The sequence below is a fragment of the Actinomadura geliboluensis genome, from assembly GCF_043197915.1.
Classification (GTDB): Bacteria; Actinomycetota; Actinomycetes; order Streptosporangiales; family Streptosporangiaceae; genus Spirillospora; species Spirillospora geliboluensis.
Map to the genome: position 1 here is coordinate 46,921 of NZ_JBICUA010000021.1, position 25,133 is coordinate 72,053.

The following is a 25,133-nucleotide window of genomic DNA, read 5'->3' on the forward strand; positions in this document are numbered from 1 at the left end:
TATGTCGTACGCTGTCAAGCGCCATGCCTCGACCACGCTCACTCACCACCGAGAAGCTCGCCGGAGCCGCGCTCGTCGTCATCGACCGCGACGGGCTCGCCGGGCTGTCCATGCGCGCCGTCGCCAAGGAGCTCGGGATGAGCACCATGGCGCTCTACCGCTACGTGCGGGACAGGGAGGAACTGGAGGGTCTCGTCGTCGACCTCGTCTACGCGGAGGTCGACCCGGTGCCGCCGGAGGACGGGCCGTGGGAGGAGCGGATCACGGCCATGGCGCTGCGGCTGCGGGACGCCTTCGTCGCGCACGCCGCGATCATGCCGCTGACGCTCGCCCACCGGCACGCGTCGGCGGGCTCCCTGTGCTGGGGGGAGGCGGTCGCCGCGATCCTCGCCGAGGCCGGCATCACCGGGCGACGGGGGGCCATCGCGCTGCGCGCCGTGCTCGCCTACGTCATCGGCGCGATCCAGCTGGAGCATCTGGGGGCGCTGTCGGGGGAGGGGACGGCCGCCATCGCCGCGCTGCCCCGGGAGGAGTTCCCCCACCTGACGGAGACCGCGCGGCACGGCCGCCGGATCGGCCCCGACGAGGAGTTCCGCGGGGGACTGGCGGCCGTGCTGCGCGGCCTGGGCGCGCCTAGCGCACCAGAAGGGACTGCTGGGCGGTGATCGCCGCGGCGGCCTGCCGCACGATGCCGTCGATCAGCTGACCGCAGGTGGGCAGGTCGTCGATGACGCCGACGACCTGGCCCGAGGCCATCACACCGAGGTCGGGGCGGCCGTCCACCATGGCCGCCTTCAGCAGCATCGGCGTGTTCGCGGCCATCAGCACCTGCGACCAGGACAGGTCCTTGCCGTGCTTCATCGCCTTGCCGTCGGCGATCATCTCCCGCCACGACATCCCGGACAGCTTCTTGAACCGGGCGCCGTTGCGCACCGCCCGCACGAGCCCGCCGACCCGCCCGGACTTCTCCAGCGTGTCGACCAGCTCGCTGCGCAGCACGCGGTGCGGCATGCCGTCCACCTGCCGCGTCACCACGGTCTCGCCGGTCCGCAGGTAGACCTGCTTGACCGCGTCGGGCACCGAGCTGTCGGAGGTCAGCAGGAACCGGGTGCCCATCGCGACGCCCGCCGCCCCGTAGGCGAGCGCGGCGGCGAGGCCGCGCCCGTCGAAGAAGCCGCCGGCCGCGATGACCGGGATGTCGACCGCGTCCACGACCTGCGGCAGCAGCAGCGTGGTGGCGACGGCGCCGGTGTGGCCGCCGCCCTCGCCGCCCTGGACGAGCACGGCGTCCGCGCCCCAGCCCGCGACCTTCTCCGCGTGCCGCCGCGCGCCGACGGACGGGATCACCACGAGTCCGGCGTCCTTCAGCTTGGCGATCAGCTCCTGCTTGGGGGCGAGCGCGAACGAGGCGACCTTCACGCCCTCCTTGATCAGCAGGTCGATGCGGTCGGCCGCGTCGCCGGCGTCGGCCCGCAGGTTGACCCCGAACGGCGCGTCGGTGCGGTCCTTGACCTCGTGGATCGCGTCGGCGAGCTGGTCGAGGGTCATCGTCGCCGAGGCCAGGATGCCGAGCCCGCCCGCGTTCGCCACGGCGGTGACGAGCCGCGGCCCGGCCACCCATCCCATGCCGGTCTGGACGACCGGGTGCCGCACGCCGGCCAGCCGGGTCAGCGGGGTGTCGAGCAGCTGCTCCATCAGGCCCACCTCCTTCGGGGGGCGGTCCCCCGCACCCCCCGGTTCGCTTCGCTCATGCCGGAACCTCTCGCTCCCGCAGCCCCTTCGGGTCGAGCACCTCGCGCATGATCCGCAGCTCGGCCTCGTCCGGCAGCCGCGTCTCGGGCACCTCGTCCGGGACGGCCAGCTCGAAGCCGGTGGCGGCGGTCACGTCCGCGACGCTCACGCCCGGGTGCACCGAGCGCAGCCGCATCCGCCGGTCCGGGGTGTCGAAGTCGAGAACGGCGAGGTTGGTCACGACCGCGCGGATCTCGTGCGCGCCCCGGTCCCAGCCGACGCCGCTCACCATGTCGACCTTCTCGGTGAACACGCGGGTCGAGTGCTTGGGCACCCAGTAGCTCGTCGTGTTCAGCAGCGTGTTGCCGGGCCCGCCGCGCACCCCGAGGAGCTGCCGCGACGGCCGCTCCCAGTCGCCGATGCACGAGATGTTGGTGTTGCCGTGCGCGTCGATCTGGCTCGGCCCCATCACCACGTGCCGGCGGCCGTTCAGGACGAGCCACAGGTGGTCGCGGAAGGGCAGCCAGCCCTCGACGGTCTCCGCCGACCGGCCGAGCGGGACCGGCTCGGCGCTCAGCGACGGCCCGCCGTCGGTCGTCAGCAGGTCGGGCTCGAACGTGGCCCGCGCAAGCCGGGACCCCAGCATCGGCACGAACCCCGCCACCGCCGCCGCGACGATCTCCCCGTCGCCGCGGAACAGGTCGGCGCACGCCGCGGCGCACACCTCCGCGCGCGTCACATCACTCATCGGGACTCCTCCCGCCAGGTCCGGACGGCGTCCTGGTAGGCGGCCTCGTCGCCGGACAGGAACCGCGCGCTGAACTCGGCCCACTTCTCCGGGTCGGCCGCGGACTGCGCGTAGAGCTTCTGGAACTTCTCGTCCCGCCCGAAGTCGGGCACGCAGTCGGTGAAGTGCGCCCCGTTCGGGGTCTCCACCACGCCCGCCACGTGCGACCGGCTGATCAGCATGGACTGCACCGGCCCCTCCTTGGCGAAGTCGGCCGTGTCGACCAGCCGCTCGCACGAGACGTAGGTGCGGCCGGCCGCCTTGGCGAAGAGGTCGTCCATGTACGGGTCGGGGCCGAGGTACTGGGCGTTGCCGCGGGCGTCGGCGCGGTTCATGTGGACGAGCGCGACGTCCATCGTCAGGGCCGGGACGGCGACCAGCTCGGTCGCGTCGTCGTACGGCGATCGGACCGTCTTCAACTCCGGGTTGACCTTCATCACGTCCGAGCCGAGCCCGACCGGGGTCGGCAGGAACGGCAGCCGGTGCGCCGCCGCGTACAGCCCGAACAGGAACATGCCCTCGTCGTACTCGGTCAGCTCGATCGCGCCCGTCTGGCGCGCCTGCCGGAAGTGCGGCTCCAGCGGGACCGAGTCCATCGTCACGAACGCCGTGACGAGCCGCCGGACCTTCCCGGCCGCGCACAGCAGGCCGACGTCCGGGCCGCCGTAGCTCACCACGGTCAGGTCGGTGACCGGGGAGCGGAGGATCGCCCGGACGAGCGCCATCGGCTTGCGCCGCGACCCCCAGCCGCCGATCCCGACGGTCATGCCGCTCTCCAGCGACGCGGCGACCTCGTCGGCCGACATCACCTTGGAACTCACTTGGCCCCCTTCGCGACGAAGGCGTCACGGTGCTCGTCGCCCGCGCCGACGAGGTTCAGCTCGAACGTGAATCCCTGCTCGTAGCGGTAGCTGCGCTTGACGTCGACCGGGTCGATGCCGTTGAGCGACTCCTTGGCGCGCCGGATCACGTACCGGTCCTTGGCGGCGATGTTCGCGGCGACCTCCAGGGCCTTGGCGCGCAGTTCGTCCGCCGGGACGACCTCCAGCACCGAGCCGTGGTGGTGCAGCTCCGCCGCCGTGACGTTGCGGCACGTGTAGACCATCGCGCGCATCAGGTGCTGCGGGACGAGCCGGGCCAAGTGGGTCGCGGCGCCGAGGGCGCCCCGGTCCACCTCCGGCAGCCCGAAGTAGGCGTCCTGCGCGGCGACCACGATGTCGGCGTTGCCGGCGAGGCCGACCCCGCCGCCGAGGCAGAAGCCGTGGACCGCGGCGACGACCGGGACCTCGCAGTCGTACACGGCGGCGAAGGCGGCGTAGCAGCCGCGGTTCGCGCCGACGAGGGCGGCGTGGCCCTCGGTGCTCTGCATCTCCTTGATGTCGACGCCCGCGTTGAAGCCCCGGCCCTCGGCCCGGAGCACGACCGCGCCGACCTCGGGGTCGCGGCCCGCGGCGAGCACCGCGTCGGCCAGCTCGTACCAGCCCGCGACGGTCAGTGCGTTGACCGGCGGCGCGTCCACGACGATCTCGGCGACCCCGTCCAGGGTCGTGGTGGAGACTCCCATGCGCTACCTTTCCACCAAACATTTGTTAGAACAGAAGGTAGCAGAGGAGGCGGAATGTCACTGACGCTCGACCTGGGCGGCCGGACCGCCGTGGTCACGGGGGGCGTGCGCGGGGTCGGCGCCGGGATCAGCCGCGCCCTGCTGGAGGCGGGCGCCGACGTCGTCGCGGTCGCCAGGCGCGAACCCGAGGCGCTGCCCGAGGCCGGCGGCCGGACGGCGCGGTTCGTCTCGCTGGACGTGCGCGACCCCGACGCCGTGCAGGCGTTCGCCGACGGCCTCGACGGCGTCGACGTGCTGGTCAACAACGCGGGCGGCGCGCCCTACCTGCCGGTCGCCGACGGCAGCCTGCGCACCCACGTCAAGATCATCGAGCTGAACCTGACCTCCGCGCTGATCATGGCGCGCGCCCTGCAGCCGAAGATCATGGAGCGCGGCGGCGGCTCGGTCATCAACATCGGCAGCGTGAGCGGGGTGCGGCCGTCGCCCGGCACCGCCGCCTACGGCGCCGCCAAGGCCGGCCTGCACAGCCTCACCACCTCGCTCGCCGTCGAGTGGGCGCCGCACATCCGGGTCAACACGCTGATCCTCGGGATGGTCCGCACCGAGCTGTCCCACCTGCACTACGGGGACGAGGACGGCATCGCGGCCGTGGCCGGGACGGTCCCGATGGGCCGCCTCGCCGACCCCTACGACATCGGCGCCGCCTGCGCGTTCCTGGCCTCGGACCTCGCGTCCTACGTCACCGGCGCGTCGATGCAGGTCCACGGCGGGGGAGAGCGCCCCGCCTTCCTGGACGCCGCCACCGTGAACAAGGAGGAATCACGATGATCTGCAAGGACCGGGTGGTCGCCGTCACCGGCGCCGGCCGCGGGCTCGGCCGCGCCCACGCGCTGGAGTTCGCCCGCCAGGGCGCCCTCGTCGTCGTGAACGACCTCGGCGTCGCGCGCGACGGCACCGGCGACGCGTCCGGGGGCCCTGCGCACGACGTCGTCGAGGAGATCGAGGCGCTCGGCGGGAAGGCCGTCGCCAGCACCGACGACATCGCCACCGACGCGGGCGCCGCCGCCCTGGTCGCGGCCGCGATCGACACGTTCGGGCGGCTGGACACCCTCGTCAACAACGCCGGGTTCCTGCGCGACCGCATGCTGATCAACCTGGGCGAGGACGAGTGGGACGCCGTCATGCGCGTCCACCTCAAGGGCCACTTCCTGCCGCTCAAGCACGCCGGCCGGTACTGGCGGGCCGAGAGCAAGGCGGGCCGCGACGTCGACGCCCGCGTGATCAACACCTCGTCCGGCGCCGGGCTGCTCGGCAGCGTCGGCCAGGGCAACTACTCCGCCGCCAAGGCCGGCATCGTCGGGCTGACCCTCGTCGCGTCCGCCGAGATGGGCCGCTACGGCGTGGCCGTCAACGCGATCGCGCCCGCCGCCCGCACCCGGATGACCGAGGAGGTCTTCGCGCAGACGATGGCCGCCCCGGCCGAGGGCGAGTTCGACGCGATGGCCCCCGAGAACGTCTCGCCGCTCGTCGTCTGGCTCGGCTCCGCCGGGTCCCGCGGCGTCACGGGCCGCGTCTTCGAGGCCGAGGGCGGCAAGATCTGCGTGATGGACGCCTTCCGGCACGGCCCCACGGCCGACAAGGGCGCCCGCTGGGACCCGGCCGAGGTCGGCGACGTCGTCAAGGACCTCCTGGCCAAGGCCCCCGCCCCCGAGCCCGTCTACGGCGCCGGCTGAGCCGGGCCGGCCGGACGCGGCGCTAACGCGGCCGGTAGTCGTCCAAGTAGCGGCGGACCAGGTCGGTGTAGGGCCTGACCTTGGCGGGCACACCACCCGCCTTCACCACCGTCTTGGACGACGTCCGGTAGGTGGCGGCGAGGTTCAGTGCCGGGTCGCCCGGCACGTTCTTCAGGTCCTTGCCCCAGAAGCACAGGAAGCGGCCCATCGCCGGGATCGACAGCTCCGGCGTGATCCGGCCCGGGGCGGGCTCGGGGTTGTCGAGCCCGCCCGGCTGCCAGAACACCAGCACCCGCGGCGTCCAGCGGGCGATGCCGTACTCGTCCCTGGCCGGGTCGGACAGGTGCGGGTCGAAGCCGCTCTCCGCCTTCAGCATCGCCGCGATCAGCGCCGGGCTCAGCCCCGGCATCCGGCACCACGTCCCCGCCTGGACGATCAGGCCGCGGTACCGGTCGGGGACGTCGGAGCCGGCCCGCAGCCACCGGTCCGCAGGGCGGTGGTGCGCTCCGCCCGCCGGCCCGGCGAGCGCCCAGTACGTCCCGGCGGCGGCGGTCGCCGCGGCGGCCAGCGCGGTCGCGGCGGCCAGCGACCGGTGCCGGGCCCGCCGCCCGCCCGCCTCGGCGGGAGCGGTGGCGGTGCCGGCCCCGGTCGCGGCGGCGCCCGCGAGCGCGGCCCCGAACCCGGCGGCCGACGGCCAGCGCCGCTCGCGGTCGGGGTCCAGCGCGCGCAGCACGACCGCGTCCACGGCGGGCGGGACGGCGGGCCGTGCCGCGCTCGGCGGCCGCGCGGGCACCGCGGGCGGCTCCCCGGTCAGCAGGTGGTGGGTGAGCGCGCCGAGGCCGTACACGTCGGCGCGGTGGTCGGGGGCCCCGTCGACCTGCGCCTGCTCGGGGGCCATGTAGCCGGGGGAGCCCGCGGGCAGCGTCAGGCAGGACAGGTGGTCGCCGCTGCGCGCGATCCCGAGGTCGGCGATCATGAGCCGCTCGCCGCCGCCCGGCGCCGACCGCAGCAGCACGTTGGACGGCTTCAGGTCGCGGTGCACGATGCCGAGGTCGTGCAGGTCCTGCACGCCGCGCGCGATCTCCCGCGCGGCGTGCAGCGCCTCGTCCGCCGGGAGCGGGCCGCCCGCCAGCCGGTCGGCGAGCGTGCCCCGGTCGGCGTAGGTCATCACGAAGTAGGGCCGCCCGTCCGGCAGTTCGCCGATGTCGAAGACCTGCACCAGCCGGTGCGAGTCGGCGCGGCGCAGCAGCCGCGCCTCCTGCACGAACCGCTCCCGCACGTCGGCGCGGAGCGTCCAGTGCTCGCCGAGGATCTTGATCGCGACGGGGGCGTCGAGGTCCGGGTCGTGGCCGAGCCAGACCGAGGCGAACCCGCCCGAGCCGAGCAGGCGGTCGATCCGGTGGCGGCCCGCGGTGGTCGGGGGTTCCACTTCACCCATGATGACGGAGCCGGACCTCGAAGGGAGGACTTTCCGTGAATGAATGACGACGCAGCGTGCTCGCCCGGAATGCGGTTCCGGGCGGCGGTGTTGTAACGGCGGGAAAATGGATCGCCCAGCGCCGGGCGTTCCGGCTACGGTGCGAAGGTTGTGGGGTCAGCGAGGCCGGGGAGCCTGGAACCCTATCCTTGTCGATGGTTATGGGGACGAGTGTGAAATCGCCGCTCGCCGGTCTGCGCGCGCGCCTGCCGGAGCTGATGCTCCGCGACCAGCACCGGCTGCGCCGCCGGATCGACGGCGTCCAGAAGATGCGGGACGCGGCGCGCCGCGCGAAGGTCGCCGAGGAGATCGCCGCCGACGTCGAGGCCGCCGAGCGGCGGGTCGAGCGGCGCCGCCGCGCCGTGCCCGCGATCGGCTACCCGGCCGAGCTGCCGGTGGCGCAGAAGAAGGACGACATCCTCGCCGCGGTCCGCGACCACCAGGTCGTGATCGTCGCGGGCGAGACCGGGTCCGGCAAGACCACCCAGATCCCCAAGATCTGCCTGGAGCTCGGCCGGGGCGTGCTCGGCTCGATCGGGCACACCCAGCCACGCCGGCTGGCCGCCCGGACGGTCGCCGACCGCATCGCCGAGGAGCTCGGCACCGAGCTCGGCGACACCGTCGGCTATAAGGTGCGGTTCACCGACCGCTCCAGCGACGACACGCTCGTCAAGCTGATGACCGACGGCATCCTGCTCGCCGAGATCCAGACCGACCGGCTGCTCCGCCAGTACGACACGCTGATCATCGACGAGGCGCACGAGCGCAGCCTGAACATCGACTTCCTGCTCGGCTACGTCAAGGAGATCCTGCCCCGCCGGCCCGACCTCAAGGTGATCATCACCTCGGCGACCATCGACCCCGAGCGGTTCTCCGCCCACTTCGGGGACGCGCCGATCGTGGAGGTGTCGGGCCGCACCTATCCGGTCGAGGTGCGGTACCGGCCCGTCATCGACCCGGAGGACCCGTCCGCCGACCCCGACCGCGACCAGATCCAGGCGATCGTGGACGCGGTGGACGAGCTGGGCCGCGAGGCCCCCGGCGACGTGCTGGTGTTCCTCAGCGGCGAGCGGGAGATCCGCGACACCGCCGACGCGCTGACCAAGCACTTCACGCGGCAGAAGGGCACCACCGAGGTGCTGCCGCTGTACGCGCGGCTGTCCGCGGCCGAGCAGCACCGGGTGTTCCAGCCGCACCGCGGGCGGCGCGTCGTCCTCGCGACCAACGTCGCCGAGACGTCGCTGACCGTCCCCGGCATCAAGTACGTCGTCGACCCCGGCACCGCCCGCATCTCCCGCTACAGCCACCGGCTGAAGGTGCAGCGGCTCCCGATCGAGCCGGTGTCGCAGGCGTCGGCGAACCAGCGCAAGGGCCGCTGCGGGCGGGTGTCCGAGGGCGTCTGCATCCGGCTGTACTCCGAGGAGGACTTCGAGTCCCGCCCCGAGTTCACCGACCCGGAGATCCTGCGCACCAACCTCGCGTCGGTCATCCTGCAGATGACCTCGCTCGGCCTCGGCGACATCGCCGCGTTCCCGTTCGTGGAGCCGCCGGACCGCCGCAACGTCAAGGCCGGCGTCGACCTGCTGCACGAGCTCGGCGCCATCGACCCGGCCGAGAAGGACCCGCGCAAGCGGCTCACCCCGCTCGGCCGCCGCCTCGCCCAGCTGCCGGTCGACCCGCGGCTCGCCCGGATGGTGCTGGAGGCCGACAAGAACGGCTGCGTGCGGGAGGTCCTGGTCATCGCGTCGGCGCTGTCCATCCAGGACCCGCGCGAGCGCCCCGCCGAGCACCAGCAGGCCGCCGATGAGAAGCACCGCCGGTTCGCCGACCCCACCTCCGACTTCCTGGCCTACCTGAACCTGTGGAACTACCTGCGCGAGCAGCAGCGGGAGCTGTCGGGCAGCGCGTTCCGCCGCATGTGCAAGAACGAGTTCCTGCACTTCCTGCGCGTCCGCGAATGGCAGGACCTGCACGGCCAGCTCAAGCAGGTCGCCAAGGTGCTCGGCGTCACGCTCAACACCGCCGACGCGCCGCCCGACCGCATCCACATCTCGCTGCTCGCCGGCCTGCTCTCCCACATCGGCCTGATCGACGCGGAGAAGAAGGACGGCAAGCAGCGCCGCGGCCAGGAGTACCTCGGCGCGCGCGGCGCGAAGTTCGCCGTGTTCCCGGGGTCGGCGCTGTTCAAGAAGCCGCCGCGCTGGGTGATGTCGGCGGAGCTGGTCGAGACGTCCCGGCTGTGGGGCCGCGTCAACGCCAAGATCGAGCCGGACTGGATCGAGCCGCTCGCCGAGCACCTGGTCAAGCGCAACTACAGCGAGCCGCACTGGTCGAAGAAGCAGGCGGCCGTCATGGCGCACGAGAAGGTCACCCTCTACGGGGTGCCGATCGTCGCCGACCGCCGCGTCAACTACGGCCGCATCGACCCGGCGCTGTCGCGCGAGCTGTTCATCCGGCACGCGCTCGTCGAGGGCGACTGGGACACCCACCACCGGTTCTTCCACGACAACCGCGCCCTGCTGGACGAGGTGGAGGAGCTGGAGCACCGCGCCCGGCGCCGCGACATCCTCGTCGACGACGAGACGCTCTTCGACTTCTACGACGCGCGCATCCCCGAGGACGTCGTGTCCGGGCGGCACTTCGACGCCTGGTGGAAGACGGCCCGGCGCACCGATCCCGACCTGCTCGGGTTCGAGAAGTCCATGCTGATCAACGAGACCGCGGGCGGGGTCAGCGAGGCCGACTACCCGGACGTGTGGAAGCAGGGCCCGCTGCGGCTGCGCCTGACCTACCAGTTCGAGCCCGGCACCGACGCCGACGGCGTCACCGTGCACGTCCCCGTCCAGGTCCTCAACCAGGTGCGGCCGGACGGGTTCGAATGGCAGGTCCCGGGGCTGCGGGTGGAGCTGGTGACCGAGCTGATCCGGTCGCTGCCGAAGCAGCTGCGGGTCAACTTCGTCCCGGCGCCCGACTACGCCCGCAAGGTCCTCGACCGCGTCGCCCCGCGCACCGAGCCGCTGCTGGACGCGCTGGAGCGCGAGCTGACCGCGATGACGAGCGTGCCCGTCGCCCGCGAGGCGTGGGACCCGTCCCGGCTCCCCGCCCACCTGCGCATCACGTTCCGGGTCGTCGACGAGAAGCGCCGCACGCTCGGCGAGGGCACCGACCTCGACGAGCTGAAGCGCCGCCTCGCCGGCACGGTGCGCGGGACGCTGTCGAAGGCGGCGTCCACCGTCGAGCGCTCCGGCCTCACCGAGTGGACGATCGGCGAGCTGCCCCGCACCTACGAGCGCAAGCAGAGCGGCTACGACGTCAAGGCGTACCCGGCGCTCACCGACGAGGGCGAGAGCGTCGCCGTCCGCATGTACGAGACGGAGGCCGAGCAGCGCCGCGCCATGTGGCTCGGCACGCGCCGCCTGATCCTGCTGAACGCCCCGTCCCCGGTGAAGCTCGTCCAGGGCCGCCTGACCAACCAGGGCAAGCTCGCGCTGAGCCACAACCCGCACGGCTCGGTCGCGGCGCTGTTCGACGACTGCGTCACCGCCGCCGCCGACCGGCTGATCGCCGAGGCGGGCGGGCCCGCCTGGGACGAGGAGGGCTTCCGCGCCCTGTACGACCGCGTCCGCGCCGACCTGCACGACGCGACCGCCCAGGTCGTCGGGCTGGTGGAGCGGATCCTCGCCGAGGCCCACGAGGTGGACCGGCGGGTGCGCGGCACCGCGAGCCTCACGCTCGTGCCCGCGCTGACCGACATCCGCGGCCGGCTCGCGGCGCTGATCCACCCCGGCTTCGTCACCGAGACGGGCTGGGCGCGGCTGCCCGACCTGCCCCGCTACCTGCGCGCCCTCCAGGTCCGGCTCGACAAGCTCCCCGAGAACCCCGGGCGCGACCGGATGCTCGCGCACCAGGTCGACGTCCTGGCGCAGGAGTACGAGCAGGCGCTGCGGCGGCTGCACCCGTCCCGCCGCGACGAGGAGCCCGCCCGGCAGATCCGGTGGATGCTGGAGGAGCTGCGGGTCAGCCTGTTCGCGCAGCAGCTCGGGACGCGCTTCCCGGTCTCCGACAAGCGCATCCGCAAGGCGATGGCCCAGCTCTAGCTCAGACGGGGGTGGCGGCCCACAGCTCCAGGTGGCCGCACCGGCGGCAGCGCCAGGCGTCGATCTGCCAGCGCTGCCGCCCCAGGCGCTTCGCGCCGCCGAAGACGCCGCGCTCCAGCGGCCCGGCGATCCAGCGCGCGTAGCCGCGGGAGTGGTCGCCCGCGTCCTCGATGAAGCCCGGCTCCAGATCTTCGGTTCCGCATTGCGTGCACCTCGGCTGCGTCATGCGGAGAGGGTAGTGTGCACCGAAGATCACTAATCGCGGCGTATGACGGGGGCACGGGGTTGCGAGACTTCTATCCGCCGATCGAACCGTACGAGTCGGGTCTGCTCGACGTCGGCGGCGGCGACCGGATCTACTGGGAGACCTGCGGGAACCCGGACGGCGCGCCCGCGGTGTTCCTGCACGGCGGGCCCGGCGGCGGGCTGCTGCCCGACCACCGGCGGTTCTTCGACCCGGCGAAGTACCGGGTCGTGCTGTTCGACCAGCGGGGTTGCGGCCGGAGCGTCCCGCACGCCGGCGACCACGCGGTCTCGCTGGAGCACAACACCACGCCGCACCTGGTCGCCGACATCGAGCGGCTGCGCGAGCACCTCGGCATCGACCGCTGGCTGGTGTTCGGCGGGAGCTGGGGGAGCACCCTCGCGCTCGCCTACGCGCAGGCGCACCCGGACCGGGTCGCCGCGATGGTGCTGCGCGGCGTCTACCTCGTCCGCCGGTCCGACGAGGCGTGGGCGTTCACCCCGACCGGCGCGGCGCACCTGTTCCCGGCCGAGTGGGAGGCGTTCCGGGACGCGGTCCCGCCCGCCGAGCGCGACGACCTGCTCGCCGCCTACGGCCGCCGCCTCGCCGACCCCGACCCGGCGGTGCACATGCCGGCCGCCCGCGCGCTGATGGACTGGGAGATGGCGGCGAACACGCTGCTGCCCGTCACGCCGCCGGAGCTGGACGACGCCGTCGTGCTGGCGTTCGCCCGCATCCTGCACCACTACATCGCGGGCGGCGGCTTCCTCCCGGCGGTGGGGCTGCTCGCCGGGGTCGACCGGATCCGGCACATCCCGGCGGTGATCGTCAACGGCCGCTACGACATGAAGACGCCGCTGGACCAGGCGTGGGATCTGCATCGTGCCTGGCCGGAGGCGGAATTCCACATCGTCGAGGACGCCGGGCACGGCGGGAGCGAGCCCGGCACGCGCGACCGCCTCATCACGGCGACCGACGCGTTCGCCGCTCACTTTTCGACGACGTGGGCACCCCCACATCCGCCTCACAAGTCACTGCGGTGACGTGCGTCAGTGCGTATGGTTCATTCCATGCCTAACAGCGAAGAGCGCGACAATAGCGGCCCCGGGACGGCCGCGGCTCCCCAGGGCGGCGCGGTCTCCGAAGGCGCGGGGGAGAGCACTGAGACGGCGGTCGCCCGCGTGGGCGACCCCGTCGCGGTCTGGCCGTGCGCCAACTGCGGACGCCCCGTCCCGCAGCCGGTCGGCGCCGTACGCGCCGTGCGCTACTGCCAGGACAACGAGGGGGCCTGCGCCCGCGAGGCCCGCGAGCGCCGCGACCGCGGCCGGGACGCCCCCGGCCTCACCGGGCAGGTCGCGTCGGCGTGGGAGATGGTCGAGCGGCTGGAGAAGGCCGCCGACCTGCTCGCCGACTCGCTGACCTCCGAGCTGAGCGTCGCCGGCGTCGAGCGGCGGGTCGCCGAGGTGCGCGCCGAGGCCGCCCGCGAGCTCGCCATCGCGCAGAGCGAGCGGGACGCCTCCCAGCGCAAGGCTGAGGAGGCGTGGCAGGAGGCGTCGTCGGCCCGCAAGCGCGCCGAGACGGCCGAGCAGGACGCCGGGCGCGCCCGCGAGGAGGCCAGGCTCGCGACCGCCAAGCGCGACGCCGCCCAGCAGGCCTGGGAGGAGGCCCACCAGGTCGCGCAGCAGTCGATGACGGCCAAGCTCGCCGCCGAGAGCGAGCGCGACCGGGTCGCCGCTCGCGAGACCGAGCTGCTCGCGGCGCTGGAGGCGGCGCGGGCCGAGCTCGTCGGCCTGCACGCGAAGCTCGCCGAGGCCGAGGGCGCCGCCGAGGCGCAGCGGGTGGAGGCCGCCGTCGCCAAGCAGGGCGCCGAGGACCTGCGCAACGCCATGCGCGACACCGAGGCGCAGCGGCAGCGCGCCATGCAGGCCGCCAGCAAGGCCGAGGCCGAGCGGACCGCCGCGCTGCGCGCGCAGTCCGAGGCCGAGGCGGAGGTCGTCCGCGCCAACGCGCGCGCCGACGAGGCCGCCAAGGAGCGCGACGCCGCGAAGGCCCGGGCCGCCGCAGCCACCGCGGAGCGGGACGAGCTGACCGGCAAGATCAACGACCAGGCCGTGCAGCTGCGCCACCTGTCGCAGTCGGTCGCCGACCAGCAGGCCGCGCTCACCGCCCTCGCCGAGGAGCGCGACGCCGCCCGCGCCGAGGCCGACCGCGCCCGCCGCCAGGTCGACCAGTTCACCCAGGGCACGCTGTCGTCCAGCGTCCCGCAGGGCGGCCGGATGCCGGGCGGCGGCACCCCGGTGCCCCCGCCGGGCGTCCCGAACGGACCGGGCGTCCCGAACGGCCCCGGTGTGCAGCCCGCCGGCCTGCCGCCCGGCCCGCCCCCGATCGGCGGCCCGCTCCCGCACGGCACCGCCCCGAACGGTGTCACGCAGAACGGCGTCACGCAGAACGGGGTCGCGCAGAACGGGGTCGCGCCGAACGGTGCGATGGCCCCGCTGGGCGCGCCGCTGCCCTACCCGGCCCCCGCACCGAACGGAGAGCCGGGCTCGGGCACCGGCGGCCACCAGGTGCCGGGCGCCGAGGCGCAGAACCACGGCCGCCCGCTGAACGGCGTCGACCGCGAAGACCCCCTCTTCGCCGGCCCCTGACGGGAGCCGTCGCGCCCGGGCGGGCCGCCGCCCGGGCTCAGCCGTACCGGACCGCCAGGAAGAACGCGGCCACCGCCACGGCGCTGATCAGCATGACGTGGCCGCGCTCGCGCGCCGCCGTCCGCCGCAGGGTGGCGATCCGCCGGCGGCTGAGCCGCAGGTCCGTCACGCTGCGCCGCGCCCGCTCCCAGTGGACGCCCGTGTAGATCGCCAGGGCCGCCAGCCCCAGGATGAGTAACCCGTCTCCGCTCATGAGCTCCGCCTCCGTATCCGCGGCAGCTCAGATTGAACAGCGGAACCGGCCGGGGCGACAGTGCCCGGCGACACATTTCCGCGATCCATGCGGAACCGGCAGGGGTCGGCCGGCTGCGGATCATCGGCCGGCGGGCCGGGCTCAGCGTCCGAAGGCCTCGGGGTCGATCTCGATCCAGATCTGCTCGGCGCGGCCCAGCAGCCGCCCGTCCGCCCCGTACAGCGCGGTCGCCGCGTGCATCTTGCGGCCCTCGCGGCTGCGCGCCAGCCCCACCACGACGCACCGCTCGCCGGCCTCGGGCACGTCCATCACCTGCGCGGTCATGGTGCCGAGCACCGCCGGGCGGCCCGCGACGTCGAACGACCAGCCGCCGGGGCAGTCGAGCGCCGCCCACACCAGCTCGCGCTCGGGGACCCGCTCGGGCACCCACGGCGTCGCGACGCACCCCTCGCCGACCGGCCCCGGCTCCAGCCGCAGCCCGTCGCCGGGCTCCCGCTCCGGCCCGCAGACGAAGCAGCGCGGGAACGGGTGGTTCTCCTGCGTGCGGAACTTCTCCGCCGCCTCCAGCGCCCGCTCGAACGGGACCGCCGCGATCGGCGGCACGACGATCGCCCCCGCGAGCGCCTCCGCGATCAGCCGCTCCCCGTCCCACAGCCGGACGCTGTGGCCGCGCTCGTCCTCCACCGTCACGGCCAGCTCGGTGTCCAGCGGCGGCGGCTGCCGCAGCGTCACCGTCACCGTGTCGATCGGGACGCGCCCCGCGAGGCGCCCCGCGACGTATCCGCCGTTCCCCGACCCGTCCGGCCCATGGAACCGCCGGTCAATGATCATGTCCGCCCCCGTGCCCGCACTCATCTCACCAAAACGGCATAGATCTTAATGTCCCCCACCGACATCCGGCCCGCGGGGGTGCGGCGGTCGCCGCGCCCCCTGCCGCGCCCCGCCGCGCCGCTACACGGCGCGGGACGGCTGGGGCCGGCCGGGACGCGTGGTGAAGAAGACCGAGAGGGACGCCTGGAGCCGGGCGCGGACCGTGTCCTCGTCGACGGGCCCGTCCGCCGGGACGGGGGTGTGGTCGAGGGCGCGGGCGATGAGGAGGTCGATGTTGCGGTCGGCGACCAGCACCGAGCACGTGTCGCACGCGTACCACGGATACAGCATGTTGAGGACGGCCACGGCGGTGTCGTCGTCGGAGAGGTCGGTGGTGTCGAGCTCGACCTCGAACATGTCGGTGTCGTCGGGGTCGAGCGTGGGGTAGTAGAGCCAGCTCGGCCCGGACGCGCCGCAGAAGTCGCAGCCCGGCTCGCGCGGGAGGGCCTCGCCGACCGCCAGTTCCAGCTCGTGGTCCCACGGCTCGACCCGCCGGTTGTGGCGGTAGCCGACGCCGTCCAGCGAGCCCTCGCGGTTGTGCGTCACATCGTGCACCTCGCCGCCGCAGCGGGCGCACATGAGGCCGATGTCCTCCATGTCCCTCCCCTGATCGCTGAGGCACCGGATCTCACAGTATCCGGCCGGACGCCTCCGTCGTACCGGGCGGCGCCGCTCGGGTACGTTGAAGATCTTCACCGACGCGCCCGCCCCGGCGATCCCGGCCTCCGCGTCCCCGCGCGCGCCGCACACTCCCCGCGTGCCCCATGCCGAGTCATCGAATCGGGAGGTCCCGTGTCCGACGTCGTGCTCAACGCCGACAAGATCGATCTGGTCCGCGAGCGGCGGCCGCTGCTCGACCGCGTCACGATGACCGTGCTGCGCGGCGAGCACTGGGCGCTGATCGGCCCGAACGGCGCGGGGAAGAGCACGCTGCTCGGCATCCTCGGCGCCTACACGCACCCGACGCGCGGCACGGCGGAGATCCTCGGCCGCAGGCTCGGCCGGGTCGACGTCCACGACCTGCGCAAGCTGATCGGGCAGGTCAACCCGCGGCACCCCCTGGAGTCGGCGCGGACCGTCCGGGAGATCGTCCTGACCGGTGTGACCGGCACCATCGAGCTCGTCCCGCGCTGGACGCCCACCGACGCCGAGGTGCGCCGCGCCGACGAGCTGATCGGCCTGATGGGCCTGTCGGCGCGCGCGGACGCCCGCTGGCCGACCCTGTCGCAGGGCGAGCGGGGCCGGACGCTGATCGCGCGGGCGCTGATGCCCGACCCGGCGCTGCTGCTGCTCGACGAGCCCGCCACCGGCCTCGACGTCGCCGCGCGGGAGCGGCTGCTGCAGAGCATCGACCAGCTGCGCGCCGACCGCCCGGACCTGACCACCGTGCTCGTCACGCACCACCTGGAGGAGCTGCCGATCAGCACCAGCCACGCGCTGCTGCTGCGCGAGGGGCGGGTGCTCGCCTCCGGCCCGGCCGGCGAGGTGCTCACGACGGAACTGGTCAGCGCCTGCTTCGACCACCCGATCACGATCACCCGCCACAACGGCCGCTGGGCCGCGACCGCCGGGCCCGCATAGCCGCCGCCCGCCCGCGGCTCAGCCGCCCGCGACGCGGTGCCGGGACAGATGCGCCAGCACCGACTGGTTCGCCTCCCAGCCGTCCGGGAACTTCACCGGGACGCCGAGGTGCACCGGCTCGGCGGACGGGTGCGCGTCCAGCAGCTCGGGGATGCCCGCCCGCGCCACCACCACGCACGCGTGCCGGTGCCGGGACGTCAGCACGCACAGCCGCCCCGACTCCAGGTGGAACGCGGTCGCGTCGCGCCGCCCCGACAGCGGGTGCAGCACGACCGTGACGTCGTACTCGCGGCCCTGGAGCCGGTTCGCGGTGTCGACCGTGATGCCCTCGCCGTGCGGGCCGAGCGCGGCGCGGATCGCCGTCACCTGGTCGCGGTGCGCGGCGCCGATCGCGACGCGGGAGGCGTCCACCGGCGCCGACCCCTGCTCGGAGTGCGCGACGGGGCCGCGCTGCAGCAGCCGGACGGCGAGCGCCGCCGTCGCGCGGACCGCCTCGGCGTCCGTGCGCAGCGTGTGCCGCGCCGGCAGCTCGTACAGGGCCCAGCCCGTCGCCGCCGCCTCTTCGAGCGCGTGGTCGTAGGTGGTGCCCATGCCGCGCGCGCCGAACTCCAGCCGCCGGTCGCCCGGCCCCGTCCCGGCGCGGAACCCGGTGAACGGGTAGAACGCCCGCGACACGACGGGCGCCGCCGAGGCGGGCAGCCGCCACGACACCGGCAGCCGGTGGACGGGCAGGTCCGGGTTGTGCGCCAGCAGCACCGAGACGGCGCTGCGCATCGGATCCCAGGTGAGGCCGGTCCAGCGTTCGACCTCCACCGTGGAGAACGGGTCGAGCTGGCCGGGGTCGCCGACGAACAGCGCCCGCTCGAACCGGCCGGCGATGCGCAGCAGCATGTCCGAGCGCATCTGGTACGCCTCGTCGACGATCGCCCACGGCCACGTGCCGTCCGACAGCGTCGCCCACTTCGCCGCCGTCGCGATCACGACGGTGTGCTCGGCGAGGTCGGCGGCCTTCTGCGCCACCCGCACCTGCGGATGCGCCAGCACCCGCTCGGACGGCGCGTACCCCGACGCCGACAGCCGCCCCAGCGTGATCGCCGGGTGCTTGCCCGCGATCCGCTCGATGAGGTCGTCGACCTGCTCGTTCGTCTGCGCCACGATCATCAGCCGCTCGCCGGCCTCGGCCAGGTGCGCGGCGGCGCGGACCACGAGCGTCGACTTGCCCGCGCCGGGCGGCGAGTCGACGACCACGCCGCGGTGCCCGCCCGTGAGGTCGGCGAGGACGGCGTCGACGACCCGCCCGGCCGCGGCCGACGGGTCGAGGTCGTCCGCCGCCACCGGCGCCAGGTGGCGGCCCGCGTGCCCGCTCACGCCCATTCCTCTTCCGCGTCCTCGCCGGTCGGCGTGTACTCGCCGGGCGGGCCGCCGTGGGTCCACGGCGTGTCCTCGCGGTCGGGGAACTTCGCCGCGCCGAACGAGCCCTCCGACAGCGAGGTGAAGCAGACCCGCGCGCCCGCCGCCGGGACGGCGCCCGGCTCGGGCGTGAGCTTGCGGCCCATCCCGCCGGTCAGCTCCAGCAGCACGGACCCGTCCGCGATCTCCACGATCCTCCCCTTGAGCGCGGGCCGCGCCGCGCTGCACACGGTCGTCCCGACGTCGAGCCGCACCGGGTCCGCCGTGCCGACCCGCAGCAGCGGGCGCAGCTTGGGGCGCTTGCCCGTCTCGTCGAGCCGGGCCGGGTCGCACTCGGTGACCGTCCCGCCGAACGCCGCGCCGGCCAGCCGGTGCTCGGCCATGACCAGCGGGTCGTCGAACGCCCGCTGCGCGTCGTAGGCGTCCTGCGCGCGCTCCAGGTCGTGCAGCCGCCGGGCCGCGCGGACGGGCGGGTCGCGGCGCGCTTGAGGATACGCCTCGCCGAACGTCTGGTGGTAATAGGTGAAGGCGTCCCGGTCGCGCTCCCAGCGGCGCGGCACGCTCGCGCCCTCCGGCAGCGCCCGGAGCAGCTCGACGCCCCGCCACATCAGCTCCCACGTCGGGGTGAGCTGCCCGGCGAGGACGTCCCGCAGCCGCTCCTCGGCGCGGGAGCCCGGACCGGCCCGGTCGTAGGCGGCGATCGCCGGTGCGAGGACCTCGTTGTCGAACGTCGGGTCGGTGGTCGGCCCCGCGGGCGGGCACAGCACGGGATCTTCGGCGCGGGCCGCGGCGGCCGGGCCGTCCATGCCGTCGGGCGGGTCGATCCAGCCCATCAGCGCCGCGAGGTTGCCGTCCTCCAGCGAGCTCTGGCCCGTCGCCCAGTGCAGCCGCAGCGCCTCCGTCATCGCCATCAGCAGCGACGACCCGGGATGGTCGAACCGCTCGGCGAACCACGTCAGCCACCGGCCGAGCACCGGCACCGCCGGGTCGACCGCGTACGGGCCCTCCGTGCTGCGGAACCGGGTGGACCGGCCCATCAGCCGCAGGAACGCGACGCCGCCCCGGTTCGGGACGAGCAGCTGCGGCGCGTCCCCGTACCGGATCCGCTCGTCGCCCTCCTTACCGGGCGGGAGCTGCTCCACCTCGCCGCGGCTGGTCTCGATGTGGTTCAGGACGAGCCTGCCGAGCGCGGCGGCGAACCTGAACCGCAGGTCGCGGTTGCGCGGCTGCGGGACGACCAGCAGCGTCGCGGCGTCCGGCGCGCTCCCGGCCATGACGGCGAGCGGCGCCGCCGCCTCTCCGGCCAGCTTCAGCGGGACCAGGACCAGCGGCGCGCCGGACACCTGGCAGTGCCGCACGGTCGCGAGCGGCTGCGCGACCCCCGCGGCCGCCGCCTGCAACTGCGCGAGCGAGGACAGTGCGCTCATCGACGGGTCACGCCGCCCCGTGCAGGGCCTCGGCGCGCAGCCGCGCGGCGGCGCGCAGCTGCTCCGCGGTCTCGGCCAGGTCGTCGGACGGGGTCAGCGAGCCGTCCGCCAGCGCCAGCGCCGTGCCGATCGTGTCGACGCCGCCGAGGTCGTCGCGCACCGACCGGCCGAGCGCGCCCGTCGCGCCGCACGCGCGCGCCTCGTCCCGGCAGAACAGCGCCATCTCGCAGCCCGACATGCACTCGGGGGAGTACCGGGCCTCCACCGCCTGGACCGACGCCGCCAGGTCCTCGCCGGCCTCGAACGTCAGCCCGTCGGGCAGCTCGGCCAGCAGCGCGTCGACCCGGGTGAGCCGTGTGAGCTGCCGTTCCAGGACGGCGAGCTGCGGCCGCACGTCCAGCGGTGTCGCCGTCGGGCGGTTGGAGAAGTTCTCCGGGCACACCAGGAACACCTCGTGCGACACGCGCGCCGGGTCGTGCCCGAGCTCGGCCACCAGCCGGCGCAGCGCCAGCACGTACACCGCCGACTGGCGGGCCGCCGCCGCGACCTGCTCCGGCTCGGCCTGCCCGTCCACGACGGCGAACGACTTGATCTCGATGACGTGCAGCCGCCCCGCGAGCTGGAACGCGATGACGTCCGGCTCCAGGTAGGCCGGGTACCCGGCGATCTCCAGCCGCAGCAGCGGATGGTCGAACAGCGTGCCCTCGCCCGACTCCAGCGCGCGGGCGAGCAGCCGCCGCGTCCGCGAGTGCCGCAGCTCCCGGCCCTCGTTGCCCGCGACCACCTCCAGGTCGTCGTAGGCGACCTCCGGCACGTCGAGGCCGAGCCGCTCGCGCAGCAGCGTCAGCAGCTCCGCGCACCCGTCCGCCTTCACCTGCGCCTCGAACGCGTTGCCGCGCGTGATCGCGAACTGCGACTGCCCGAACGGCGCGGGGAACCCGAGGGCCCGCGCCACCGCGTCCTTGTCGACGCCCGCCGCGTCCATCAGCCCGCGCCGGGCGCAGCCCGGATTGGACGTCAGCGCGGCGATCGTGCGGGCGTCGTGGTTGCGCGGGGGAGTGCCGCCGCGCAGCCGGTCCAGATCCGGTGCGGTGTCGGTCATCGGTCCGTCTCTCCATCGAGGGCAGGGCGCCGCCCGGAGGCCCGCACGGCGCGCAGCCGGCTGCCGAACAGCCGCTCCGCGTCGTCGAGCCGCTCCCGGGCGCGGGCCGCGGCGGCCCCGCGGCGCCGCAGGTCCGGTTCGCGGTGCACGTCCAGTTCGGCCCGGGCGGCCGCGGCGAGCGCCTCCGGATCGGCCGTACCGACCGTACCGGTGACCGCGCCGGGAATGTTGGACGCGAAACGCCACAGCAGCCGCTGCACGTCCGGGGACGGCGTCCCGCGCCCGGCGTGCTCGGCGAGGCGCACCGCGGCGGTGAGGAAGTCGGTGCGCGGGCTCAGCGGGCCGACGATCCGCCGTTCCAGCGGCCAGGTGCTCACGGTGAGCAGCCCGCGCGCGGGGGCGAGCAGGTCGGCGGTCAGCGCGGCGCACAGGTAGTACGGCCGCGCGTACGGCGCGGTGCGGAAGGAGCGCTCCTCGTCGCGGCGCAGGCTCGTCAGCCGGGACCCCGCGATCTCGCCGGGGAAGAACGCCGCGTACACCGACCCGATCAGCTTCGGCGCCGCGGGGGCGCCGAGCAGCGTCAGCGCCTGGTGGACCTGGTCGCGGACGGGCAGCAGCCCGCGTCCGCCGCTCTCGCGCCCACCGCGTTCGCGGTCGTTGCGTCCGCGGTCATCGCGGCGGGGCTCCGGGTCGGCTCCGCCGTCGCCGAGGACGGCCTCGTCCCACGCCTGCTCGGCCTCGCGGAGCCGGGCGCGCAGGCCGCGCGCCTCCCGCCGGTCCCCGGCGGCCACGGCCCGCCGGACGGCGGCGCGCAGCTCGGTGATGCGCGCCTCCAGCTCGTCGGGGGTGGGGGCGCCGGGGGTCGGGCCGCCGGGGGGCGGGGACATGCGGCAGACAGTACAGGTGCTTCCGGACAATTCCAGTGTTTTCCAGTTTCCAGCGGCGGTGCGGGTCAGCGCGGCCTGCGCCACACGATCGAGTACCGCCACAGCAGGTGCCGCCGGAACACGGCGTCGGGCAGCAGCCGCAGTGCCTCCTCCCGCACCTCGCCCCAGGTCATCTCCGGGTCGAGGACCGGTGCGCCCGGATCGCCCGCACGCCGCCGGTTGCGCAGCCGCAGCGCGTGGTGCGCCGGGAGGCCGAGCGCCGAGACCGTCCAGTCGCGCGCTCCCCGGTTGTTCGCCAGGCCGACGACGACCAGGCTCCCGCCCGGCCGGACGGCGTCGCGCATCGCCGCGAGGCCCTTCACGAAGTCCATGTGGTGGATCGCGGCGACGCTGCACACGAAGTCGTAGTGCCCGGCCGGCAGGTCGTGCTCCAGGAGCCCGGCCTCGACGAAGCGCGCGTTGCCGACGCCCTCGCTCAGCCGCCGCGCCCTGGCGATCATCTCCGCCGACCGGTCCAGCCCGGTGACGCGGGCGGCGCGGGGCGCGAGGCGGCGCACGAGCAGCCCGTCCCCGCAGCCGACGTCCAGCGCCTCGCCGCAGCCGCGCGGCACGTTGCGCAGGACGAGCCCGTGGTAGTGGACGTTGTGGTTCCAGTAGTCGGGGTTCGGGTGGTCGCGAGTCATCGTCACCGCCGGGTCAGGAGCGCGGGTCGCGGCGCAGGGGATGCCCCGCCGGGACCTCCACGATAACGATCTTGACGCCGTCGGGGTCCTCGATCCACATCTCGACCAGGCCCCACGGCTCCTCCCGCGGCTCCCGGACGACGCGCGCGCCGGCCGCGGCGAGCCGCTCGTGCTCGGCGCGCACGTCCCGCACCTGGAGCCAGATCAGCGGGGACGAGCCGGTCTCGCCCGCGCCGTGCCCCGACACCTCCAGGAACCCGGGGCCGAGGAAGAACACGACGCCGGGGGAGTCGGCCGGGCCGAACTCCCGGTAGACGGCGAGGCCGAGCACGTCGCGGTAGAAGGCCTGGGTGCGCGCGGGGTCGGGCGGGCGCAGCAGGATGCGGCTGCTCAGAACGTCCATGGCCCCATCCTCGCCTCCGGCCGCCCGGCCCCGGCGCACCGCCACGCGCCCGCGCGGAGCCCGGCTGGAAGCGGGCTGGATCAGGCTTGGAAGCTCGCGCGGTAGGTGGCCGCCATGTCCTCGTCGCCGTGGCCCTGCTCGATGGCGCGCCGGAACCGCTCCCCGGCGGCGTCGTTGACGTCCACCCGGATCTTCGCCGCCTCAGCCGCCTCGTGGATGAGCCGGGTGTTGGTCTCCGCGTTGCGGACGGCGAAGCTCGGCTCGAAGTCGCCCTCGACCATGGCCTTCATCTTCGCCTGCAGGTAGACGCTGTCGAGCGGGCCGCCGGTGAGGACCTCGCCGAGCAGCGCCGGGTCCAGCCCGAGGCCCTTCGTGAGCGCGACGGACTCGGCCACGACCGAGGTCAGCGAGATGGCGTAGCTGACCGCGGCGAGCTTCAGCCGGGTGCCCGCGCCGCCGGCGCCGCTCTCGTCCAGCCACAGCGTGCGGGAGCCGACCGCGTCGAACACCGGGCCGAGGACACCGCGCGCGTCCTGCGGGCCCGCGGCGAGCACGATGAGCTTGCCCTGCTCGGCGGGCTGCTTCGTGCCCTGGACGGGCGCGTCGACGAACGTCACGCCCTGCTCGGCGGCGAACGCGGCGAGCCGCTCCAGCGACCCGAGGCCGACCGTGCCCATCTGCGCCCAGACCTGGCCCTGGCGCAGCGAGGGCGCGGCATCGGCCATCACCGACAGGGCGGTCTCGCCGTCCTTCAGCATGGTGATGACGACCTCGGCGCCCGCCACGGCCTCGGCGGGGGAGCCCGCCACGGTGGCGCCGTCGGCGGCGAGCGGCTCGGCCCGCGCGGCCGTCCGGTTCCAGGCGGCGACCCCGTGGCCGTTGCGGAGCAGGTTCCGGGCCATCGCCGCGCCCATGATCCCCGTGCCGAGCATCGCGATCTGCGTCATCTCGCCCTCCCAGTTTTGGACTATCCAGTTCATAATCGTGCGGTGGCCATCCTGGCACACGGTCGCGCCTCGCGCATCGTCGCGCACCGGCGCGCGTCAAGGAGGCCCCTACCCAGTGAGGGGCGGGAGAGCGGCGGCCGGTCAGCCGTAGGCGTGGCCGTCGTCCGGCGCGTCGGCGTACACGTCGGTGTACGGCGCGGCGAACGCGTCGAGGGTGCGGTCGAGCTGCGCCGACCACCACGCCACCAGTGCCGCCGCGCCGCGCCCGCCCGCGCCGTTCTCGCCCAGGTAGCGGTGCCGCAGCGGCGCGACGTCGCAGAGCCGCTCCCACCACTCGCGGTGCACGGCGGCCTGGATCTGCCCGGCGTCCAGCGGGTACGCCGAGCGGTGCCCGCGCACGAACGCCTGCACGCGGTCGAGGTCGAGACCGCGCTCGTCCTCGCACGCGAACAGCCGCGCCGCCGCGCGGACGACCTCGCCGGCGACCGGGCCCGTCGTCAGCCCGTCCCAGCCGAGGACGGCCGTCACGTTGCCCGACCCGCCGTAGCGCAGGTGCCCGGCGTGGAACGAGCCGTGCAGGTGCCCGACCGTGCTCACCTCGATGTCGGGCGGCTGGTGCCCGGCGAACTCGGCGAGCAGGTCGCGGCGCTCGCGCAGCCGGCGCGCGGTCAGCGCGTCGAAGTCGGTGCCGTCGCCGTCGCCGGGGACGTCCGCCAGCATCCGCGCGACGTCGGCGGCCGCGTCGGCGGCGCGCGGCGTCGGCACCAGCATGCTCTGCTGGACGGGCGCGGTCAGCTCGTCCAGCGCCGCGTGCAGCCGGCCGAGCAGCGCGCCGAGCGCCTCGCAGCCCGCGAACGTCAGCTCCAGCCCGCCGCGCCCCCGGCCCCCGACCCACGGGTACAGGACGTAGCCGCGGCCGGCGGCGGTGACCAGCGTCCGGCCGCCGCGCGCCGGCAGCGGCGCGAGCACCGGCAGCCCCGCCGCGTCCAGCGCGGCGGTGACGGTGTGCTGGAAGCGGACGCGGCGGCGGTCGGGCTCGGTGTACTCGCGGAGGAAGAACGCCCCCGCGGCGGCGTCGACACGCCAGGACCGGCGGCCGGGACCGGCGGGCAGCGGGCTCAGCGCCGCCTCGGCGCCGACGTCCCACCGCCGCAGCAGCCGCGGCTGCACCGGATCGGTGTCGGCACTCGGTCGGGTCTCAGTGCTCTGCGACGTGGGCACCTCGGCACCTCGGCTGCGTCGGCGGACGGCGGTCGAATGGATGTTCTACGACGACGACGCTACACGCC

General features: G+C 74.7%; 24 protein-coding genes. 7 read left to right on the top strand and 17 right to left on the bottom strand.

Going from position 1 to position 25,133, the window contains the following annotated elements:
- The first annotated feature begins 23 nt into the window (after positions 1 to 23).
- A complete protein-coding gene (locus tag ACGFI1_RS42630) occupies positions 24 to 665 on the top strand; it encodes a TetR/AcrR family transcriptional regulator (RefSeq protein ID WP_392793368.1) in 642 nt (213 codons plus the stop codon).
- On the opposite strand, the gene ACGFI1_RS42635 is transcribed toward ACGFI1_RS42630, so the two are convergent.
- The 4 genes from ACGFI1_RS42635 to ACGFI1_RS42650 are packed head-to-tail and all read right to left on the bottom strand — an operon-like array spanning position 634 to position 4,082.
- Positions 634 to 1,695, bottom strand: coding sequence for an NAD(P)H-dependent flavin oxidoreductase (locus ACGFI1_RS42635; protein ID WP_392793369.1), 1,062 nt, complete (start codon positions 1,693 to 1,695; stop codon positions 634 to 636). The genes ACGFI1_RS42630 and ACGFI1_RS42635 overlap by 32 nt on opposite strands.
- A gap of 52 nt (positions 1,696 to 1,747) precedes the next feature.
- Positions 1,748 to 2,479, bottom strand: coding sequence for a CoA-transferase subunit beta (locus tag ACGFI1_RS42640; protein WP_138638543.1), 732 nt, complete (start codon positions 2,477 to 2,479; stop codon positions 1,748 to 1,750).
- Positions 2,476 to 3,324 carry a CoA transferase subunit A gene (locus ACGFI1_RS42645; protein WP_138638550.1) on the bottom strand — a complete coding sequence of 283 codons (849 nt, stop codon included), beginning with the start codon at positions 3,322 to 3,324 and terminating at the stop codon, positions 2,476 to 2,478. The genes ACGFI1_RS42640 and ACGFI1_RS42645 overlap by 4 nt, the downstream gene beginning before the upstream one ends.
- Before the next feature lie 11 nt (positions 3,325 to 3,335).
- Positions 3,336 to 4,082 (bottom strand): enoyl-CoA hydratase family protein, encoded by a 747-nt coding sequence (locus tag ACGFI1_RS42650; protein ID WP_386875636.1) that lies wholly within the window; start codon positions 4,080 to 4,082, stop codon positions 3,336 to 3,338.
- 54 nt (positions 4,083 to 4,136) lie between these two features.
- Here ACGFI1_RS42650 and ACGFI1_RS42655 point away from each other — a divergent pair, with 54 nt between their 5' ends.
- Positions 4,137 to 4,910 carry an SDR family oxidoreductase gene (locus ACGFI1_RS42655; protein ID WP_392744319.1) on the top strand — a complete coding sequence of 258 codons (774 nt, stop codon included), beginning with the start codon at positions 4,137 to 4,139 and terminating at the stop codon, positions 4,908 to 4,910.
- A complete protein-coding gene (locus ACGFI1_RS42660) occupies positions 4,907 to 5,815 on the top strand; it encodes an SDR family oxidoreductase (RefSeq protein WP_392744316.1) in 909 nt (302 codons plus the stop codon). Before ACGFI1_RS42655 ends, ACGFI1_RS42660 begins: the two co-directional genes overlap by 4 nt.
- Positions 5,816 to 5,837: 22 nt before the next feature.
- On the opposite strand, the gene ACGFI1_RS42665 is transcribed toward ACGFI1_RS42660, so the two are convergent.
- Entirely contained in the window at positions 5,838 to 7,244 is a 1,407-nt protein-coding gene (locus ACGFI1_RS42665) for a protein kinase domain-containing protein (protein ID WP_392793371.1), read from the bottom strand.
- Positions 7,245 to 7,453: 209 nt separating this feature from the next.
- On the opposite strand from ACGFI1_RS42665, the gene hrpA reads away from it, so the two are divergent.
- A complete protein-coding gene (gene hrpA / locus ACGFI1_RS42670) occupies positions 7,454 to 11,389 on the top strand; it encodes an ATP-dependent RNA helicase HrpA (RefSeq protein WP_392793373.1) in 3,936 nt (1,311 codons plus the stop codon).
- 1 nt (position 11,390) lies between these two features.
- Here hrpA and ACGFI1_RS42675 read toward each other — a convergent pair whose 3' ends face one another.
- On the bottom strand, positions 11,391 to 11,615 hold the full coding sequence (locus tag ACGFI1_RS42675; RefSeq protein WP_138638538.1) for a hypothetical protein: 225 nt from the start codon (positions 11,613 to 11,615) through the stop codon (positions 11,391 to 11,393).
- A 59-nt stretch (positions 11,616 to 11,674) separates the two neighbouring features.
- Here ACGFI1_RS42675 and pip point away from each other — a divergent pair, with 59 nt between their 5' ends.
- The gene (gene pip, locus ACGFI1_RS42680) at positions 11,675 to 12,676 is read left to right on the top strand and encodes a prolyl aminopeptidase (RefSeq protein WP_392793374.1); all 1,002 of its coding nucleotides are present in this window, start codon (positions 11,675 to 11,677) and stop codon (positions 12,674 to 12,676) included.
- A gap of 27 nt (positions 12,677 to 12,703) precedes the next feature.
- The gene (locus tag ACGFI1_RS42685) at positions 12,704 to 14,281 is read left to right on the top strand and encodes a chromosome segregation ATPase (protein WP_392793376.1); all 1,578 of its coding nucleotides are present in this window, start codon (positions 12,704 to 12,706) and stop codon (positions 14,279 to 14,281) included.
- Positions 14,282 to 14,318: 37 nt separating this feature from the next.
- Here the strand turns inward: ACGFI1_RS42685 and ACGFI1_RS42690 are convergent, their stop codons facing one another.
- The 3 genes from ACGFI1_RS42690 to ACGFI1_RS42700 form a co-directional block, all read right to left on the bottom strand.
- Positions 14,319 to 14,534, bottom strand: a complete 216-nt coding sequence (locus ACGFI1_RS42690; RefSeq protein ID WP_386875624.1) for a hypothetical protein — start codon at positions 14,532 to 14,534, stop codon at positions 14,319 to 14,321.
- A gap of 141 nt (positions 14,535 to 14,675) precedes the next feature.
- Positions 14,676 to 15,365 carry a thioesterase family protein gene (locus ACGFI1_RS42695; protein WP_138641170.1) on the bottom strand — a complete coding sequence of 230 codons (690 nt, stop codon included), beginning with the start codon at positions 15,363 to 15,365 and terminating at the stop codon, positions 14,676 to 14,678.
- Between the two features lie 120 nt (positions 15,366 to 15,485).
- Positions 15,486 to 16,001: a hypothetical protein gene (locus ACGFI1_RS42700; RefSeq protein WP_138641169.1), complete on the bottom strand. Its 516-nt coding sequence runs from the start codon at positions 15,999 to 16,001 to the stop codon at positions 15,486 to 15,488.
- A gap of 195 nt (positions 16,002 to 16,196) precedes the next feature.
- On the opposite strand from ACGFI1_RS42700, the gene ACGFI1_RS42705 reads away from it, so the two are divergent.
- Positions 16,197 to 16,985 carry an ABC transporter ATP-binding protein gene (locus ACGFI1_RS42705; RefSeq protein WP_138641168.1) on the top strand — a complete coding sequence of 263 codons (789 nt, stop codon included), beginning with the start codon at positions 16,197 to 16,199 and terminating at the stop codon, positions 16,983 to 16,985.
- An 18-nt stretch (positions 16,986 to 17,003) separates the two neighbouring features.
- Here the strand turns inward: ACGFI1_RS42705 and ACGFI1_RS42710 are convergent, their stop codons facing one another.
- From ACGFI1_RS42710 to ACGFI1_RS42745, 8 genes are all read right to left on the bottom strand, one after another.
- Positions 17,004 to 18,353, bottom strand: coding sequence for an AAA family ATPase (locus ACGFI1_RS42710; protein ID WP_392793377.1), 1,350 nt, complete (start codon positions 18,351 to 18,353; stop codon positions 17,004 to 17,006).
- Positions 18,350 to 19,822 (bottom strand): hypothetical protein, encoded by a 1,473-nt coding sequence (locus ACGFI1_RS42715; protein ID WP_386875619.1) that lies wholly within the window; start codon positions 19,820 to 19,822, stop codon positions 18,350 to 18,352. The genes ACGFI1_RS42710 and ACGFI1_RS42715 overlap by 4 nt, the downstream gene beginning before the upstream one ends.
- A gap of 7 nt (positions 19,823 to 19,829) precedes the next feature.
- A complete protein-coding gene (locus ACGFI1_RS42720) occupies positions 19,830 to 20,924 on the bottom strand; it encodes a hypothetical protein (protein ID WP_138641165.1) in 1,095 nt (364 codons plus the stop codon).
- Positions 20,921 to 21,811 carry a hypothetical protein gene (locus ACGFI1_RS42725; protein ID WP_392793379.1) on the bottom strand — a complete coding sequence of 297 codons (891 nt, stop codon included), beginning with the start codon at positions 21,809 to 21,811 and terminating at the stop codon, positions 20,921 to 20,923. The genes ACGFI1_RS42720 and ACGFI1_RS42725 overlap by 4 nt, the downstream gene beginning before the upstream one ends.
- 65 nt (positions 21,812 to 21,876) lie before the next feature.
- Positions 21,877 to 22,494: a class I SAM-dependent methyltransferase gene (locus ACGFI1_RS42730; RefSeq protein ID WP_386875615.1), complete on the bottom strand. Its 618-nt coding sequence runs from the start codon at positions 22,492 to 22,494 to the stop codon at positions 21,877 to 21,879.
- A gap of 13 nt (positions 22,495 to 22,507) precedes the next feature.
- Positions 22,508 to 22,897, bottom strand: coding sequence for a VOC family protein (locus tag ACGFI1_RS42735; RefSeq protein WP_387075917.1), 390 nt, complete (start codon positions 22,895 to 22,897; stop codon positions 22,508 to 22,510).
- Positions 22,898 to 22,977: 80 nt separating this feature from the next.
- The gene (locus tag ACGFI1_RS42740; RefSeq protein WP_392744287.1) at positions 22,978 to 23,844 is read right to left on the bottom strand and encodes an NAD(P)-dependent oxidoreductase; all 867 of its coding nucleotides are present in this window, start codon (positions 23,842 to 23,844) and stop codon (positions 22,978 to 22,980) included.
- A gap of 141 nt (positions 23,845 to 23,985) precedes the next feature.
- Entirely contained in the window at positions 23,986 to 25,065 is a 1,080-nt protein-coding gene (locus ACGFI1_RS42745) for a phosphotransferase enzyme family protein (RefSeq protein WP_392793380.1), read from the bottom strand.
- Positions 25,066 to 25,133 lie beyond the last annotated feature (68 nt).